Here is a 17,545-nt window from a genome sequence, read left to right on the forward strand (position 1 = left end):
TTTGGCTGCTTACTTTTTTCTGTCGCGCACGTAGTCGGCCATCTGGCGCATAAGCTCGCGCTCGGGTCTGTCAGGCAGAGTTTCTAATGCCTGCCTGGCCGCGTCAAGAAATTCATCGGCCTGACGGCGCACGGCATCGTCATGTCCGGCCTGCCGGATGCTCTCGGCAATGCTTGCGGCATCGGTTTCCGTCATCAGCCCTGCGCAAAAGGCGGCGTCAAAGGCGCTGCGTTCTGCGGTGCTCAGGCTGTCGCGGTAGAGGCGCAGGGGCGGCGTGAGCTTGCCCTCGCGCACATCGCCGCCAGTGGGCTTGCCTGTCACGCTTTCTGGCGCGAAATCAAGGGCATCGTCCACCATCTGAAAGGCCATGCCAAGGTTTTCGCCATAGGCGGCGGCAGCGGCCACTGCGGCATCATCGGCCCCGGCGGCAAGCGCGCCCATTTCACAGGCAGCGCGAATAAGCCAGGCCGTTTTGCCGCGCACCATGTCTTCATAGTCGGCGCTGCTGGAATCCACGCGGCGCTGGGCCGCGATCTCGAGGATTTCACCCGCCGCTGTGCGGCTGGTGGCTTCCGAAAAACAGCGGGTCAGTCGCGTGTCGCCGTAATTGGCCACCAGGGCGTTGGCCCCGGCCAGCAGGGCATCGCCTGCAAGAATGACGCTGGAAACGTCAAAAAGCGTATGCGCAGCGGGCTTGCCACGGCGGCTTACGGCATTGTCCAGCACATCGTCGTGCAGCAGGGTTGCGGCGTGGAGCATTTCCAGCGTGATCGCCAGATCCTGTATGCTCTTGGCCTCATGCCCCAGCAGACGGGCCGTGAGCACGGTCAGCAGGGGCCGCAGGCGCTTGCCGCCCGCATCAAAAATATGCCGGGCCACAGGCCGCACCGGTTCCGGCAGGGTATCCACTGCCTTGTTCAGAGCGCGGTTGATGCCGGGCAGCTCAAGGGCCAGACGTGCTTTCAGTTGGATCATATGCTACTCAGATAAGGTTAAGCGCGGGCAACACCCGCGTAAGCGCGCGCAGCGCGCCGGGAAAATCCTTTTCATCATTGGCGCGCGGCCCGACCTTGTTGGAAACGCTGCGCGCTTCCACACAGGGGATGCCCTCGCGGGCGCAGGCATACGCTACGGCAAAGCCTTCCATATTTTCCAGATCAGCCCGGTAGCGGGCGCGTAGGTCTGCCGCTCTGGCAAAACTTGCGCTGACCCCGGCCACGGTGAGCGATGTGCATGGCAAAAAAACATGCCGTTGCTGACGTGCGCCAAAGCGTTCCAGCGCTTCCGGCCCTGCCAGGGACAGGCGGTTGCGCACCGCAGGCCCGCTCTCTGGTTGCCACTGCGGAAAGCCAAAAGCTTCGGCGGTGACGGAGCGCCCGTCGTGCAGACCGTATTCGGGCCAGATTTCTTCGCTCACCATGCACAATCCCAGAAGCCGACGCTCTGTCAGGTCAAAGGCCCCGGCAAGGCCTGCGTTGAGCACAGCCGTTATGGGCGTACCCTCGGCTTTAGCCCGGCAAAGGGCCATGCCCATGGCCAGAGCGGCGTTAATGGGGCCGACTCCGGTAATGCAGCACAGCGCGGTGCCATGCTTGAGGCTCACGGGCCAAAGGTGCATTTCTGGCCAGGATTTTGCCGGGCTTTCAGTTGCTTCCCCGGCTGTGGCGGCAAGCCCCGCCGGGGAAAAACCGGGCACAAGGCTCGCCAGTTCCGGGCCGGTGGCGGCGCAAAGCAGCAGGCTCACAGGATTACTGCCTTTGGCTGCTGCTTGCCGGACGCAGGTCTGGACAGAGCGCGCCTGCGGGATTTCCCCCGCAGGTCAAGCTTGTGCCTTTGTACAGCGCCGTGTGAGCAGCCATGATTCGTTCCTTTACAAAAGGCGGGTTTTCCGTCACCAGAAAACCATGAAATTCGATTACGCCCTTTTTCTCCGCGCTCTTGGTCTGGCCATCGTTATTGAGGGCCTTTGCTGGACACTCTTTCCCGGCGGCATGCGGCGTGCCCTGCTGCAATTGCTGCCCCAGCCGGAAAGCCGTCTCCGCGTCCTTGGGCTGATCGCCCTGGCCGTAGGGCTTGGTCTGGTGGCATTGGCCTCGCGGTGAGGCATGGTTCCCTGCGTCACCTCGTCTGGCTTGCCGACCGGTGAGCCTCCAGATGCCGTTTGCCGTCAGATGGCAAGGAAACAGCATATTCTTGTGCGTCAATCTGATCTAGCGCGCTTTTTCACCCACATGCAGGCAGACAATGCCGGACGTGAGCTTTTCGTGCCATGCACGTTCAAAGCCCGCTGCGCGCATTTCTTTTTCAAGGCTGAGGGCCGAGGGGAACTTGCGGATGGTATCGGCAAGGTACTCATACGCGCCCGGATCTTTTGAAAAGACTTTGCCAACCCTGGGCAGCAGGTGGTTGAGATACACGTTGTACAGGCCGCCCCAGATGCGCTCCTGCCCGGAACCGAATTCAAGAATGCAGGCCCTGCCGCCGGGGCGCAGAACGCGCAGCATTTCGGCAAAAGCCGCCTCGCGGGGCAGAATATTGCGAATGCCAAAGGCAATGGTGATGCAGTCAACAGAAGCATCGGGCAGGGGCAGACGCTTGGCGTCTGCGGCAACAGGCAGAATGCAGCGGGCGTTGGCGTCCTTGAGCTTGCGGCTGCCGCGCACCAGCATGGGCGGGCAAAAATCCATGGCCGGAACAATGGCCGAGGGGTGGCGGCGGCGAATGGCAAGGGAAACATCCAACGTGCCAGCCGCCAGATCCAGTACGCGCCCGGTATCGCCCAAGCGCACGTTTTGCGCCAGCACCTTGCGCCAGTATTGGTCAAGCCCGAGGCTGAGCACGCGGTTCAGCAGGTCATAAAAAGGCACAATACGACCAAACATGCCTGCCACAGCCGCATCGTGCGCAGGTTTGACAACAGTTTCCGTAGCGTTGTTGCGGGGAGATTCCACGTTATTTCCCGGCCTTGTCCTGGTCGGCATCCACACCGATGGCGGCGCAGACAACACGATAGACCGAAGGAAATACCTCAGCAAAATTGCTGGGGGAAACCGTGCGCGTTTCTATGAATTTGGCGGTCAGTTCCTTGGCAACCTGAAGGGCTTCCTTGCGATCCTTATCCATGCGGGCCTCAGCTTCCGGCCCTGACGGGCGCGGCAAATATGAAAAACCCGCCCCTTTGGGGAACGGCCGTGACCCACAGCGGGTATTGCCTGGACGGGTTAAGAAACGGAAGCAACAGCCCCCGCCCCTTTGTTTTTTGATTGAGAATCACGGGGCAGCGCCCGCGAAACCGCGCAACAGCATATGCGTTCCGCCTGTCATTGGCAAGGCCGACATGCCTGTGCGCCTGGAGCCGTTTAACCTTGAAATACCCGCTGTCGGCGAAGCAACGATTGAAGCGGGGCCCTGGCAAGGGGCGAATCTGGTTCGCCTTGGGGCACGTTGCCAAGGGGATTACTCCAAAAATCTCGTAGTACAGACGGGCAGTCATGCTGCCAACAGGCACCAACAATCCGGAATGGTTCGGCGGCTGGTTGCGCCCCGCTGCATAGGGCAAAAAGCCCCCTACTGGTCTTCGAGCAGTCTGCCGATCTCTTCGCGCAGTATGCGCGCCGCAGCTGCGGCAGCGGCCCGTTCCACCCTGTCGTTGAAGCGCGGTTCAAGGGCATCCAGCCGTGTTTCAAGGGCGTCTATGCGCGCCGTGGCGCTGCGGGCGGCAGTGACAACGGGTTGCAGGCGCTCTTCCACAAGCGATTGCGCATCGTTAGGTTCGGCCTGCGGGGGCGGCGCAGATGCCAGGGCTGCCGCAACCGCCTTGCCGATGCAATCCATGAGGCTCTGATGCAGGGGATGCCCCTCGACAAACATGTCTTCCAGTTCCTGACGGGGCAGGCTGTTGGCGGCCAGCTCATGCGATGCGTGAATCTGGGCTTCCAGCGCGGTTTCCAGCGCAATGATGCGATCCCCGGCTTCCTGAAGCGCGGCCTCGCACTGCTCAACTCGTTCGGTAAGCTTGCTGGCGGTTTCGGCAGCATCTGCCGCGCGCGTGGAGGCGTCAAAGGCCTGGGCAAAGGCGTCAATGGCGTGAGACGAGGCCTCTTTGGCCTGCTCCATGACAGCCTCAAGGGCTGCGCCGGAAACGGCTGCGGCGGCAACGGCAGTTGTCATATCTGTCGAATCCGTAACAGGGGCCGCCTGAGGCCTGAATGCGGGTTCATAGGAGAACTGCCCGGCGCTTTCCGGCATATCTGCCGCATCAGGCTCCACTTCGGCAGCTTCCATTTCGGCAGGTTCATCTACGGAAGGCTCTGTCCGCACGTCGGCATCCGGCGGCAGGATTTCATCGGGTTCAAGCAGGGGAAGCTCATCGGCCTGCGCTGGTTCAGCGGCGGCAACGGCTTCAAATACATCGGATTCTGCCTGAGCTGAGGCATCTGCCATAATGTCCTGCATGTCTGCCGAGGCCACATCCGCATGGTCTGTGGCTGCTTGTTCCGTAGCGGCGGCCAGCAGTGCGTCAAAATCTGTGGGCAGTTCCATAGCCTGTTCCGGCTGGGGGGCCTGAACTGACTCCAACACTGGTTCCAGTTCTGGCGAAGAGTCGGGCAATGTTTCAGCAACAGGCTCTGGCTGTGCATCGGCCATGAGTTCCAGCTCGGGATGGAGCAGAACATCGGAAATTTCTTCCTGCGGTTCAGAGGCAGGGGCCGCACCGCCGGTCACAGCAGCCAGCAGGCTGTCGAGGTCTGCATTCAGATCGGGCTGAGGTTCCGAAGCAGGCGCGGGGGCCGTTTCGGGCTGGGCAGCGTCAAGTTTGCTCTGCAAGTCGTCTGCGGCGGCAGCCAGCAGGCTGTCGATATCCACGCCGAGGTCGGCACCCATATCCGGGCTTGCAGCAGGGGCTGGCGCTGGAGCTGGCGCAGGAACAGGAGTTGGTTGCGTCGCGGGAGCCGCTTCTGGCTGGACAGCGTCAAGCTTGCTCTGCAAATCGTCTGCGGCGGCAGCCAGCAGGCTGTCGATGTCCACGCCGAGGTCGGCACCCATATCCGGGCTTGCAGCAGGGGTTGGCGCTGGAGCTGGCGCAGGAACAGGATTCGGTTGCGGCGTGGGAGCCGCTTCTGGCTGGACAGCGTCGAGCTTGCCCTGCAAGTCGTCTGCGGCGGCAGCCAGCAGGCTGTCGATATCCACACCGAGGTCGGCGCCCATGTCTGGGCTTGCAGCGGGTGCTGGTGCAGGTGTCGAAGCTGGAGCAGAAACGGCAGCTGGTGCCGGGGCAGCTGCCTGCGCAGGACTTGGGGGCACATCCAGCCCATTGGCCGCAGCGGCCAGCAGGCTGTCGAGATCATCGTTGGAAAAGGCTGGGCTTTGCGCAGCGGAAGGTGCTGCTGTCGCAGGTTCGGCCTTTGCATCTGCGAGGTTGCCAGCGTTGAGCAGGTCGTCAATATCGCTTGTGTTTCCGGTGGCCGGGGCGGCACTCACAGATGCCAGCAGTTCGTCCAGATCAGGAATACTGTTTTGTGGTTCAGCAGACGCTTGAGGCGCGGGCGCAGTAGCATGAAAATCATTCAGCAGGGCGTCCACGGCATCGTCAGCGGCCTGACTTGCGACAGGGCTTGCGCTGGCAGGGGCGGCAATTTCCGGCTCCCTTTCCGATGGCTGCGGGGGGATATCAAGGGCGTTGAGCAGGTTGTCCACATCGCCCATGCCCGGCATGAGCAACTGCTCATTGGGGTCAATGGGGTGATCGGTCTGCGTAGACGGAGCGGAGAAGTCCAGCGCCACGTCATTGGGGGCGTCCTGGCCTTCGTCCTTGATGTCCATCTGGGCGAGCAGGTCGTCAATTTCTGCATCCGCAGCATTTGAACCATCGTTGAGGCCGCGCAGATGTTCGTTCAGCGCCTCCTGATCCGCCTCCACATCGGGGGCGGCAGCGGCCTGGGGCTGCTCGGACGGATCGTTTGCCGGAACTTCGCCTTTTTCGATCAGTTCTGTGAGATCGATGATCTGGTCATCGGTTTCAGCGGTGTTCTTGGCAACCATGCGCCACCTCATGGGGTTATGTGCAGCGGCCAAAGGCCGGAGTCATGCAAAATACATCGTTTCATACTGCAAAAACGACAGATTTTCGTATCAGTTTATGGCAAAAGACGCAAATAGGACAAAACTCTTTGCGCCAGAATTGCCTTCTGCCGCGATTTTGCAAAAAAAGTCGGGCCGGAAAACAGTCAGGAACTGTTGCCGTCAGAGGCAAGATCGCCAAGCCAACAAAAAAGCCGCCTAGAGGCGGCTTTTGGAGCTAGGCAGCTAACCAGACCTACGGATGGCACTTGGACTTGGCGCAGGCGGTCAGATCTTTCTTGAGTTCGGGCTTTTCTTCCACAACCTTGGAGTGGCAGCCGATGCAGTTGGAGTGCTTGAGTTCTTTCTTGGTGTGCACAACATAGTACAGGCTCTTTTCGCCCTGCTTGCCTGCGAGGTCGTCGTGGCAACCGGAGCTGCCGCACTTGGCAAAGCTTTCCTTGCCGTCAACCTGATGGTGACAGGTAACGCATTCAACCTTGGCATGCACAGCGTGCGGGAACATAACGGTCTTTTGGGAACCCTTGAATTCCAGCGGTTTGTCAGGAGCGGCGGGCGCTGCAAGCGCGGGCAGAGCCAGGGCAAACACCATGATACAGGTAAGAACCAGAACTTTCTTCACGGCAGACCTCCTTTTGTGCGGCAGATGAGAACAAATTGGTGTGATTTTACGGCTCTCATTACGGTAAGTCAATGACTATGGAAAAATGACATTCCAACTATTTTGATAAGTTGCCGAGATTGGAAGTCTTTTTGCGCGCGTAACCTCTGGGGGTGAGCATGAAGTTCCCCAGCGCCCGACTCTCTGCATTGCCAATGATGAGTATGGAGAGCATGTCGACCTGTTCCGGGTCAAATTGGTCAAGGCGGAACACGCGGGCCTCTTCGCCGGGGCGAAAGGCCTTACGCACAAGTCCTACAGGGCAGTGCGGCGCGCGGGATTGCCGGGCAATTTCAAGAGCCTGTTCCAGATGGTGGGGGCGCCCCTTGGAACGGGGATTATAGATAGCACAGACAAAATCGGCCTCAAGGGCCGCGTGGAGCCTGCGTTCAATGGTTTCCCAGGGCGTGAGCAGGTCGCTCAGACTGATGCAGGCAAAATCGTGCATCAGGGGAGCGCCCAGCAGGGCTGCCGCCGCGCAGACCGCCGGAACGCCCGGCACAACATTGAAGGGCACTCTGCCCACAAGGCCCCGGCTTTCCAGAATTTCGAGGGCCAGACCCGCCAGCGCATAGATACCGGGGTCGCCAGAGCAGACAAGGGCCGTGGGCTGGCCTGACAGCGCTGCGTCCACCGCCGCAGAACAGCGTTCTTCCTCGTGCCGCATACCGGTGCTGATGCACTGCTTGCCTGCCAGCAGTTCCGGCGGCACCAGTTCCATGTAGAGGCTGTAGCCAGCCACGCAGGATGCATTCGCTATGGCCGTGCGGGCCTGAGGGGTAAGACATGCGGCATCGCCGGGGCCAAGGCCGACAACATGCAGACTGGCTGGGTTCATCATTCAATCCTGTCCGAGATGGCTAGGGCCAGAGTCAACTGGCCTTGCTCGATAGTTTTGGGGAGGAGCAGGCGGGGCGCGCCCGCCGGAAAAATCTGCGCTGCCGCCAGCAGAGCCGCTGCTTCGCACACACTGAAAGGCGGCTGTTTAAAGCGTCTGCCCGCCGCTGCGGACGGATTGGGCGTGGGGCAGCGCGCAAGATCGGCGGCTTCAAATCCATGCAAGGGAACGCCAAGCCGCTCGGCAAGGGCCAGCAGGGCGGGCTCCTGTAATTTTTCTTTCACGGTCGCCAGCGCAGCCACAGCCAGAGGTTCAAGCCCTTGGGCCGCCAGCAGTTTGCGTGTAGCGGTTTCCACCATATCGCCGGGCGCGTTTTTGCGGCAGCCAAGACCTATCACCAGTCGGGGAACTGCCACACGCAAGATTGCGGGGCTTGGTGCAAGCTCGCGCCAATGCGCCGCAACCAGAGGGCCGAACTGTTCTGGCGGCGTGGCCTCGGCTTCCCCTGCGGGCAGGCGCTGCAACTGGGGATGATCCGGCACGGCATGGCAGGGATCCCAAAGGCTCAGGCTTTCCCCTTCGATCATGGCGGCCTGCGCTGCGGGCAGGCGGTTCCAGTCCACGGGCAGCAGCCCCGCGTCGCGCAGGAGCATATCCAGCGCAGGAGCGCTCTTGCGGGGGTGGTTTGTCCCTGCTCCGGGCGCATCTGAGGCCGTGTCCGATGCTGTGGTGATAACTGCCGTAGCGCCGAGCAGGTGGGCCACATGGCTAGCCAGTTCGTTGGCTCCGCCCCAGTGGCCGGAGAGCAGGCTTATGACGTGCTGCCCCGCAGGATCAAGTACAATCACAGGGGCATCGGTGCTCTTGTGCGCCAGCAGGGGCGCAAGCGCGCGCACGGCTATACCCGTAGCGCCGATGAAGGCATGCGCCGCAAAATTTTTATAGGTTGCCGCCAGCAGAGAGCCGATTTTTTCAAAGGGCGTAACACCCGCAGGGCAAAACCGCGAGGGGGCGAAAATTTCCACGCGGGCCAGACCGGAGGGCTTGCCGGGGGCTGTGTGCTCTGATGGCTGGGCCGGACGCGCGGGAGGCTGGAGTTGACCGGGCAGGCCCCACGGTTTGGCCGCAAGGCAGTCCGTCAGACGCTGCGCCAGAGGCAGGGCAGACTGGCTGAGCGCATAGCAGGCAAGCGCGGTGATTCGGCGGGGACTGTGCAAGGGGCCTCCCTAGGCTGCTTGTCTGGTGACGCGCGGCAACGGGGATACGGCGGATTCCGCTGCGAGGAAAAAATAAAGAAGGGAACCCCTGCATGCGAGGTCCCCTTCTTGCTGGTTCGACTTAAAAAATGACCTTGCGGGCAGCGTCCAGGGCCTTGTTGAAATCCTCGTCCGTGTGGACAAAGGAAACCATGCCCGTCTCGTAGCCGGAAGGCGCAAGGTAGATGCCGTGGGTGCGCATCTGCTTGTAGAACGTGGTGAAAAGCGCCTGATCGCACAGCGTGGCGCTGGCAAAATCCGTAACTTCCTGTTCGCTGAAATAGGGGCAGAACATGGAAGCAAGGGTGGGCATCTGAATCGGCACGCCCTTGGAAGCCAGAATGTCGCGCAGCTCCATGGCAAAGGCATGGGTACGCTTTTCAAGTGCCGCGTAGTCAGCGGTTTTGAGGTAGCGCAAGGTTGCTATGCCAGCAGCCATTGCCAGCGGATTGCCCGAAAGCGTACCCGCCTGATACACGCCGCCTCTGGGCGCGATGAGCTCCATGTAGCGGCGCTTTCCGCCAAAGGCCCCCACGGGCAGACCGCCGCCAATGATCTTGCCAAAGGTGGTGAGGTCGGGATCTATGCTGAAGCGGGCCTGCGCGCCGCCAAAGGCCGCGCGAAAACCGGTGATGACTTCGTCAAAAATGAGCAGGCTGCCGTACTGGTCGCAGACGGAGCGCAGGCCTTCAAGAAATCCGGGTTTGGGGAGCACAAGGCCCATGTTGGCGGCTACAGGCTCCACAATGATGGCGGCAATACTCGCGCCATGCTGCTCAAAGATGGCCTTGACGGCATCAATGTCGTTGTAAGGCGCAAGCAGGGTGTCGGCCACAACGGCGGCGGGCACGCCGGGAGTGCCGGGAATGGAGAACGTGGCAAGGCCGGAACCTGCGGCGGCGAGGAAGGGATCGGCGTGGCCGTGGTAGCAGCCCACAAACTTGAGCACCTTGTCCCGCTTGGTGGCGGCGCGGGCCAGGCGCAGGGCGCTCATGGTGGCCTCTGTGCCGGAGTTGACCATGCGCACCATTTCAAGGCTGGGCATGGCGGCAACCACTTCTTCGGCCAGGGTTACTTCCGCCGGGCAGGGAGCGCCGTAGCTGGTGCCGCGTTTGGCGGCCTCGCACACGGCCCGGGTGACGGAAGGTTCGTCATGCCCAAGGATCATGGGCCCCCAGGAGAGTACAAAGTCAACGTACTCGTGGCCGTCCACATCGGTAATCCGGCAGCCGTGAGCTTCGGCTATGAACAGGGGTTGGCTGTCCACGTTGTGGCAGGCGCGCACAGGGCTGTTGACGCCGCCGGGAATAACCGCGCAGGCCTTTTCAAAAAGCTGCCGAGAAGTGGTATCCATCAAAGGCTCCTTGTATCAGGCAAAATAGGTCATGGAAATTTTTTTCAGTTCCTTGAGGCTGCGCAGCACGGCATGCTCGCGCAGCAGGGTATCACGCTTGAGGTCTTCCACCACGCCAAGGCACTCGGCCTCGCTGCGGCCATGAATCATGGTGTAGAGTTCATACGGCCAGTCTGGCGCGGAACTCGGGCGGTAGTAGACATGGGAGATATGGTTGTGCAGTGCGGCCTGCGTGCCGCACTGTTCCACCAGGTCGGCGTCGATCTTCCAGGCCACCATGGCGTTGTGCGTCCAGCCGGTTTTCTGGTGTTTGATGCTGGCGCCAAAACGGCGGATTGCCCCGGATTCCTTGAGCGAACCAAGCAGCTCAAGCACCTGGGCTTCTGTCATTCCTGCCTTTTCGGCAATATCTGCGTAGGGCGTGAGCGAATCCGGCAGGTTGTCCTGCACGATGCGCAGCACGGCTTGTTCTGCGGGGGTAAACTGACGGCTCATGAATTCTCCGGTACGATGGGCTGAGGCGCTGCCTGCGCAACCTGCGGCAGGTGGGATACATGTCGCAGGCACGGCCCCCGGACCGTTTGCGAACCAGGGGCCGTTGCAGCAGAAGCGGATTATTTTTCTAGTGCATTGACACTAAATTATTCTGCTTTAGCGCGAAAAAGAACGCGCAAACAGGTCTTGAATGGCGATGCGGCCATTGTCTTCAAGAAAACGCGTGCCTGTGGCGGCAAAATGGGCATGGGTGATCATGGGTTCGTCTGTCTGGGTCCAGTTGTCTTTGTTCCAGAACAACCAGGCGTTCTTGGGCTGATCAAAAACAAGCAGGGGCTTGTTGCATATCTTGGCAAATTCCGCTCCCCATCCGGTGCCGCCCTTGACGGTGCCGTCAGGCTGGACTGCGCCGATGACAATGATCTGCTCGCCGCTGCTGACCTGCCAGCAGATGGACTGCAAAACTTTGCGGAAAAGGGGTGCGCGCGTGTATTCGCGGCTCATGAGGCGCGAAACATAGGTCAGGCTGACATCCTTAAGGGCCAGTTCTTCAGAGGTGAGCACCCGCACGCCGCGCGTGCGTTCGATCTGGTGGCCTTCAAAGCTGTAGTTTACTTCTTCCATACCCCAGCTTTCGGCCAAAGCGCCGAAGAACTGCTCTGTTCCTGCGGCGCCGCCGCTGTAAAGCACACACTGGTTGGGGGTAAGCATGGATGCCCTCCTCAAAGGATTGTTGCGCCGGACAAGGGTATAAGGGCCAAAAAAACCGGCAGAAGCTTCATGAACATCATGGCAAAATTTGCAGCAGTCGGCAAGGCAAGCCCGCAAAGAAAAGCGCCGCAACCGGAATGCGTTGGCATTCGCAGTCGCGCGCCGTAAAATAAGATGCCCTGCAATGCCGTGTTGCTTTTGCGGATGAGGTTTACAAGTTCATTGAGCCTGCCCGCCCGAAAAATATCTGTTCCGGGCGGGCAGGTTGTTTGATGGCCGCTGAAGGCTAACACTGCCCCATGTCAGGCTTTGCAACACGGCCTTGGTGTGGGCGTAGTGTGTCTGTCGTCTTAATGCGCCGTGGGCTTGAAAGCTCCAAGGCCGGTTTCAGACCGGATTTTCTGGTCGGCAAAAGCCTCCCTTTCCTTCTGCGCCTGCGGGGACTGATCGCATATGGACACTACCCATATGCACAAAAAGGCCAGCGGCATGGAAAAAATGGCCGGGGAGGAATACGGAAAGGGCGCGGAGCCTGGCGGATTACCCAAGGTTGCCACCCACACGGCATCCGAGAGCATGGTCATGACCAGCGCGGCCAACAGACCCACAAAGCCCCCGGCAACAGCACCTCTGGTGGTGCAGCCCTTCCACAGCACCGAGAGGATCAGAGCCGGAAAGTTGGCCGAGGCCGCAATGGCAAAGGCCAGAGACACCATGAAGGCCACGTTCTGTTTTTCAAACACAATGCCCAGAAACATGGCGATGATGCCGAGGGCCACGGTTGTCAGCTTGGATATCTTAAGTTCCTCGCTGGAGCTGGCCTTGCCCTTTTTGAGGGCAGAGGCGTACAGATCGTGCGCCACGGCGGACGCCCCCGAGAGCGTCAGCCCAGCCACCACGGCCAGAATTGTGGCAAATGCCACCGCCGACATGAAGCCAAGAAAGATATTTCCGCCAATGGCGTTGGCCAGATGCACGGCAGCCATGTTGCTGCCCCCGCGCAAAACGCCGTTTGCATCGAGGAATTCGGGATTGGTGCTCACAAACACTATGGCCCCGAAGCCGATGATGAAGGTCAGAATGTAGAAATAGCCGATCCATGTGGTTGCCCAGAGTACGCTTTTTCTGGCTTCCCTGGCGTCCGGCACGGTAAAAAAGCGCATCAGGATATGCGGCAGCCCGGCAGTGCCGAACATGAGGGCAATACCGAGCGAAATGGCAGAAACGGGGTCTTTGACAAAACCGCCCGGCCCCATGATGGCCGCGCTTTTTTTGATGCCCACAGCGGCGGTGAAAAGTTTTTCGGGGCTGAAACCATACTGGGCCATAACCATAAAGGCCATAAACGAGGCCCCGCCGAGCAGCAGGCAGGCCTTGATGATCTGCACCCATGTGGTTGCCGTCATGCCGCCAAAAAGCACATAGGCCATCATGAGCAGGCCCACGATAACCACCGCATAGTGGTAATCAAGCCCGAAGAGCAGCTTGATGAGCTGCCCCGCGCCCACCATCTGAGCGATAAGATAGAACAACACCACAACCAGGGTGCCAGATGCGGCAAAAATGCGCACAGGCACCTGCTGGAGTCTGTAGGCCACCACATCGGCAAAGGTGAAGCGCCCAAGATTACGCAGACGCTCCGCCAGCATGAAGGTTATGAGCGGCCAGCCCACCTGAAAGCCTATGGCGTATATCAGGCCGTCAAAGCCCGTTGCCATGACTGCGGCAGAAATGCCCAGAAAGGATGCCGCCGACATAAAGTCGCCCGCGATGGCAAGGCCGTTCTGAAAGCCCGTGATGCCGCCGCCTGCCGTGTAAAAATCCGCAGCGGAGCGTGTGCGCTTGGCGGCCCACTTGGTTATCCACAGCGATGCACCGACAAAAATGGTGAACATGATGATGGCTGTCCAGTCGGTGTTCTGTTTTTGCGTTTCTTCAATGACACCCGCCGCCAGGGCCAGACCGGGCAGAAGGGCGACAAAAAGAACCATGAAGAAGGTTGTGGCGGTGATCGCTGGGGCGAGTTTGTGTCGCCCGAATTTATGGTCGCATGTGCAAGCGCTTATTCCCCTCATGACTGCACCTCTTTTTCAAGAATCTGCTTGAGCGCAGGGTCAAATTCGTTGTTGGCCTTGCGAACATAGACCGCTGTAAGCACAACGGTCAGCAGGATGATGCCGATGCCCAGGGGAATGCCCCATGTCGTCGTCATTCCTGCTGCAAGAGGTGTGGCAAAGAGCTGCTTGTCAAAGGCGACAACCAGAATAAAACCGTAATACGCGGCAAAAACCACAAGCGTGAGTCGCCAGCCAAGGGCGTTGCGCGTCTTGATCAAGTGCTGATATTGCGCATTCTTTTCGATTCGTTGCGTCAGTTCTGAGGCCATTGTTCCCTCCTCGCATACATTTGTCCGCAATGTCTTTTGCGCAGACATTGGATGTTATGGGAGCCTGTGTGCGCCGTATCCGCGCGATTGCAGCGCCAGATACATCATGGCGGCTGTTATGGCGTCGTTCATGGCATCGTGCCTTGGCAGCGTGGGAAGGCGAAGGTTTTTGACCATCGTTTCCCATCGCAGATCAATGTAGGCGCCAGGATATTGCGCAAATCGCCAGTCGTAATAGCGGCCTGAAACCTCTATGCGACTGTTTGGCAATGCTGCCCCCATCAGTGGCCTCAAGTTTTTGTTCAACACTGCAAGGTCGTATTGCAGATAATAGCCCACCAGTGTTCTGCCTCTGACAAACTGAAGAAAAGCCGACAACACATCCTGAAGCGGCAGACCCGTGCTGAAATCACACGGGCGCAACCCGTGCACGCGCACATTCTGCCCGTCAGGGGCATGCTGCGGCGTTATCAGCGCGTAAAAGGCGTCTCTGGTGCAAAGACGCCTGCCGTCTATGCAGACGGCGGCGATGGATAAAAGCTCAGCTTCCTTCACATTGAGCGAGGTCGTTTCGCAATCAATGCTTACAAGCAGGCCGTCATCCTGATCCAGCAGGGAACGGTAGGGTTCCCGCAGGCCGCGTATGCGCCAGCGGCGCGCCACGGTCTGTATCCAGGTGTTTTGCATTTCAGAACCTGTCCAGCCCGTAGCGCTGATTGATCAAGCGTTTGAAGCGCTTGACCACCTGGAGGGCATCCTGCAACAGGTCTTTGTCCAGAGTGGACAGGGAGGCCGTGTCAATCTCGTTGCTCAGGGGGTTCCCCTTGCGCAGCATTTCAAGGCCTGCGTCCAGCCGCAGGCGCATCAGAAAGGCCAGGGATTCGGCCAGGTCATCTGCCTGTGATTTTTCAATAATACTCCGTGATGTGAGGGCCTCCAGTCGGTCAAAGCTGTTGGTGGCGTAAATGCCCGCCTCCAGCGCCAGAATACGGGCACCGTGCACAATGGGGAAAATGCCCGCTTTCTTGATGTCGAGCAGGGCGTTTTTTTCGCGGTTCAGCAGTTGCCGCCAAAAGCCGCTTTCGCCTGTTCGGGTGGGGAACTGCTCAATGGGCAGGGCCATGCGCGCTAGCCACGCCGCGTCATCGTGCAGGGCCGAGCGCAAGGCCTTGCGGCAGGCCTCAAGCCAGGAGGCCGGGCCGGAGACTGTTTCCGCATCCAGAAAAATTGCCAGATGCATAAGCCCCTCGCCCTGCGCGGAATCCGCCCACTGGCGCAGGGTCTGTTCCCAGCCTCGCACTGTATGCCGCCAAAGCGGCTGGTTCACCATCATATCGCCTGGGCAGGGCGGGTAGCCAAGGCTGAGCATGCGCTCCGTAAAGCTGTTTGCAGAGTGTTCCACCTCCTTTTCGTCCAGGCCTTCCGCGAGAATCAGCGCGTTGTCCTGGTCTGTTTTCAGTATCTGCTCGCCCCGTCCTTCGGAGCCAAGAGCGAGCAGGGCGCTCCCGGCAAATACGGCGGGCGTGGCCGTCATCTGCCAGAGACGAGCCATAAGCTGCGCGTTGAGCACCTGCACAAGGCGCGCGAGCTGGGGCGTTTTTATGCCCTGGGTAACGAGGGTTGTTATCAGGGCTTCCATGTCCCGCATGGCACTGTGCAGGTCGGCCAGGGTGGTGGCTGCCTCGAGCTGCCGCGCGATCGACAGGGAATGGTTGGAAAAATAGGAAAGCAGGTCGATCATGGCCAGAACGCCCACTGGCTGGCCCTTGTCCGTCACCACAATGCGGTGGATGTTGTGGCGGGTCATGAGAAGCAGGGCATTGAAAAGGTAGTCGTCCTTTTCGCAGCTCAGCAGGGAAAACTGGGCGCAGGCCCTGAGTGGCGTCTGGTTGGAAACCGCATTTGCCACGATGTCGCAAAAGTCGCCCGTGGTGAAAATCCCGGTGCTGGAACCGTCGCGCACAAAGATGGATCGCCTCCGGCTTTTCTTCATGCGCTGTGCGGCGTGGGCAATGGTATCCGTTGCTTCGGCAAATATGGGGGGGCGAAAGCCCGCATCGCTGATCTTGACCGCAAAAAGGCTCTGCCATTCGCGGCGGTCGCGGCTTTGGGCAAGCTGACCCAGCTTGTCGGACACGGTTGCAAAAAAGTACGCGCCGAAAAGCGAGTTCTTTTCCGTCAGTGCCAGCACCTCCCGTCCAGGGAACACGCAAAGCAGCACTTCTTCGTGTGCCACAAACCTGTGCCGCGTTCTGCCTGTGGCCAAGGCGCGACAGTCAAAGGCCTCGTGTTCACGGTATGCACCCACAATTTCCTCGCCCGACATTTCACGAACAAGGCCCTTCATGACCAGATAGAGAGCATCGACCGCACTCCCCGAGGCAAGAATCTCCTGATCATTGCTGAAAAAAAGGATGTCGGCAGAGGCCGACAGGGCAGATGCCTCTGCCTTGGTCAGCAGATCAAAGGGGGGGTGCGTGAGGTCAAAGCGGGTGTTTGGCATAGTCAGCCCCGAATGCGTCCCTACGGTATGATTGTATTTTTGCCGACCGCGCCGTGCCTGCGTGAGTTTTCTGTTGTGCGAATTATGTTTGCAATTCATAGAAACTGTTCAATCAATGAGCTGTTTGTGCTTCATGAATAAATAAAAATTATTGTATGTAACTAATGTATGTGAAATATTTCATTGATTGTTTATACAGTTTATAGAAGCAAAGTTTAACAAAAAATTTGCTATTGAAATTATCAATACACTACAATTAATATCTTAAGTCGTGCAATGATTATTTTTTATAGTCATTAATATTAATAAAAATGAATTATAAATAAATTTTTTTGTTAAAATGATCGTTTTTATACACATAAACAATTCAGTAATCAGGATTGTGTGCAATATATGTAGCTGGGGCATGCAGGTTCAATAGAAAAAAGAGGCATGCAATAGTAGCGGCTTTGTGACTTGTGGGCTTCCCTTCGTCAGAGCAAACAATTGGGGGAGGCGTGCCGAGAAGCTGTTTCGCAGGCAAGGGCCTAAGGCTGGCTGTAATGCCTTTGCCTCATTGCATAGCAATACAGTCTGCTTTTTACGCGGAGGCAAGCAAGGGCAGGAGGGCGCAGTCGTTTATCCGCAATAAGCAGGGCGAAGTTTGGCTGCATGGGGGGGGGGGCTGAGCGCAGGAGCGATGTGCGGGAAAAGGGTATACGGCAGTTTAGCGGCGAGTTTAGCAATACGTGGGATGGCCCATCGTTTGCCTGTGGAGCATGGGGAAGAAGCCGTCGGCGGATGGTGCGGTAGGAGGCAAAAATGCTGCGGCGGAGCTTTCGGCAGATATTGTCTGTCGAAAGCTCCGCCGCGCTAGAATGTGCAGGAGCGCTCTTGGGCGATCCTAAGGTGCGCGCAACAAAAAACGCCCCAATTGGGGCGTGTCTTTGTCCGTTACAGCGCCCTAGTAGCGGGGCTGGCGCGGGGCTCTGGGTTTGGCTTCGTTCACGCGCAGCGTGCGACCGCCAAAGCTGAAGTTGTCCAAAGCTTCGATGGCGGAGTCGGCCTCGCCGTCTTCCATTTCCACAAAGCCAAAGCCGCGGGCACGGCCGGTATCCCTGTCGCTAACAAGTTTCACAGACAGGACGCTGCCATATTCGGCAAAAAGGTCCTGGACCTGTTCTTCAGTGGCAGACCAAGGAAGGTTCCCGACATAGATGGACTTAGACATGAAACACCCTCTCAAAAAAAACAATCTTCCCGCGCTTACGCCCAGTAAAA

At 59.1% G+C, this 17,545-nt stretch carries 17 protein-coding genes; 1 reads left to right on the top strand and 16 read right to left on the bottom strand.

Going from position 1 to position 17,545, the window contains the following annotated elements:
• Window positions 1-9: 9 nt before the first annotated feature.
• On the bottom strand, window positions 10-975 hold the full coding sequence (locus JMF94_RS12620; protein ID WP_192112781.1) for a polyprenyl synthetase family protein: 966 nt from the start codon (window positions 973-975) through the stop codon (window positions 10-12).
• A 7-nt stretch (window positions 976-982) separates the two neighbouring features.
• A complete protein-coding gene (gene mqnB / locus JMF94_RS12625) occupies window positions 983-1,744 on the bottom strand; it encodes a futalosine hydrolase (protein WP_240825492.1) in 762 nt (253 codons plus the stop codon).
• 160 nt (window positions 1,745-1,904) lie between these two features.
• Here mqnB and JMF94_RS12630 point away from each other — a divergent pair, with 160 nt between their 5' ends.
• Window positions 1,905-2,102 (top strand): DUF2065 domain-containing protein, encoded by a 198-nt coding sequence (locus JMF94_RS12630; protein ID WP_240825494.1) that lies wholly within the window; start codon window positions 1,905-1,907, stop codon window positions 2,100-2,102.
• Between the two features lie 108 nt (window positions 2,103-2,210).
• Here JMF94_RS12630 and JMF94_RS12635 read toward each other — a convergent pair whose 3' ends face one another.
• From JMF94_RS12635 to JMF94_RS12700, 14 genes are all read right to left on the bottom strand, one after another.
• Window positions 2,211-2,951 carry a ubiquinone/menaquinone biosynthesis methyltransferase gene (locus tag JMF94_RS12635; protein ID WP_346770025.1) on the bottom strand — a complete coding sequence of 247 codons (741 nt, stop codon included), beginning with the start codon at window positions 2,949-2,951 and terminating at the stop codon, window positions 2,211-2,213.
• A 1-nt stretch (window position 2,952) separates the two neighbouring features.
• Window positions 2,953-3,123 (bottom strand): hypothetical protein, encoded by a 171-nt coding sequence (locus JMF94_RS12640; RefSeq protein WP_192112785.1) that lies wholly within the window; start codon window positions 3,121-3,123, stop codon window positions 2,953-2,955.
• Between the two features lie 444 nt (window positions 3,124-3,567).
• Window positions 3,568-6,054: a hypothetical protein gene (locus JMF94_RS12645; protein ID WP_240825496.1), complete on the bottom strand. Its 2,487-nt coding sequence runs from the start codon at window positions 6,052-6,054 to the stop codon at window positions 3,568-3,570.
• A gap of 262 nt (window positions 6,055-6,316) precedes the next feature.
• Window positions 6,317-6,703, bottom strand: coding sequence for a cytochrome c3 family protein (locus tag JMF94_RS12650; RefSeq protein WP_240825498.1), 387 nt, complete (start codon window positions 6,701-6,703; stop codon window positions 6,317-6,319).
• A gap of 97 nt (window positions 6,704-6,800) precedes the next feature.
• Entirely contained in the window at window positions 6,801-7,580 is a 780-nt protein-coding gene (cobJ, locus tag JMF94_RS12655; RefSeq protein WP_240825500.1) for a precorrin-3B C(17)-methyltransferase, read from the bottom strand.
• Window positions 7,580-8,797: a cobalamin biosynthesis protein gene (locus JMF94_RS12660; protein ID WP_240825503.1), complete on the bottom strand. Its 1,218-nt coding sequence runs from the start codon at window positions 8,795-8,797 to the stop codon at window positions 7,580-7,582. Before JMF94_RS12660 ends, cobJ begins: the two co-directional genes overlap by 1 nt.
• A gap of 121 nt (window positions 8,798-8,918) precedes the next feature.
• Window positions 8,919-10,190, bottom strand: a complete 1,272-nt coding sequence (hemL, locus tag JMF94_RS12665) for a glutamate-1-semialdehyde 2,1-aminomutase (protein ID WP_240825505.1) — start codon at window positions 10,188-10,190, stop codon at window positions 8,919-8,921.
• Window positions 10,191-10,205: 15 nt separating this feature from the next.
• Window positions 10,206-10,685 carry a siroheme decarboxylase subunit beta gene (locus JMF94_RS12670; RefSeq protein ID WP_240825506.1) on the bottom strand — a complete coding sequence of 160 codons (480 nt, stop codon included), beginning with the start codon at window positions 10,683-10,685 and terminating at the stop codon, window positions 10,206-10,208.
• Window positions 10,686-10,841: 156 nt separating this feature from the next.
• Complete coding sequence (locus JMF94_RS12675; protein ID WP_240825507.1) at window positions 10,842-11,396, bottom strand: hypothetical protein; 555 nt, start codon at window positions 11,394-11,396, stop codon at window positions 10,842-10,844.
• A gap of 350 nt (window positions 11,397-11,746) precedes the next feature.
• Window positions 11,747-13,387 (bottom strand): cation acetate symporter, encoded by a 1,641-nt coding sequence (locus JMF94_RS12680; RefSeq protein ID WP_240825508.1) that lies wholly within the window; start codon window positions 13,385-13,387, stop codon window positions 11,747-11,749.
• 80 nt (window positions 13,388-13,467) lie between these two features.
• Complete coding sequence (locus tag JMF94_RS12685) at window positions 13,468-13,782, bottom strand: DUF485 domain-containing protein (protein WP_240825509.1); 315 nt, start codon at window positions 13,780-13,782, stop codon at window positions 13,468-13,470.
• Window positions 13,783-13,836: 54 nt separating this feature from the next.
• Complete coding sequence (locus JMF94_RS12690; protein WP_240825511.1) at window positions 13,837-14,469, bottom strand: 3'-5' exonuclease; 633 nt, start codon at window positions 14,467-14,469, stop codon at window positions 13,837-13,839.
• 1 nt (window position 14,470) lies between these two features.
• Window positions 14,471-16,285, bottom strand: a complete 1,815-nt coding sequence (locus JMF94_RS12695) for a DUF294 nucleotidyltransferase-like domain-containing protein (RefSeq protein WP_240825512.1) — start codon at window positions 16,283-16,285, stop codon at window positions 14,471-14,473.
• Window positions 16,286-17,228: 943 nt separating this feature from the next.
• Window positions 17,229-17,495, bottom strand: a complete 267-nt coding sequence (locus JMF94_RS12700) for an RNA-binding protein (RefSeq protein ID WP_022659825.1) — start codon at window positions 17,493-17,495, stop codon at window positions 17,229-17,231.
• Window positions 17,496-17,545 lie beyond the last annotated feature (50 nt).

This window comes from Desulfovibrio sp. UIB00, from assembly GCF_022508225.1.
Lineage (GTDB): Bacteria > Desulfobacterota > Desulfovibrionia > Desulfovibrionales > Desulfovibrionaceae > Desulfovibrio.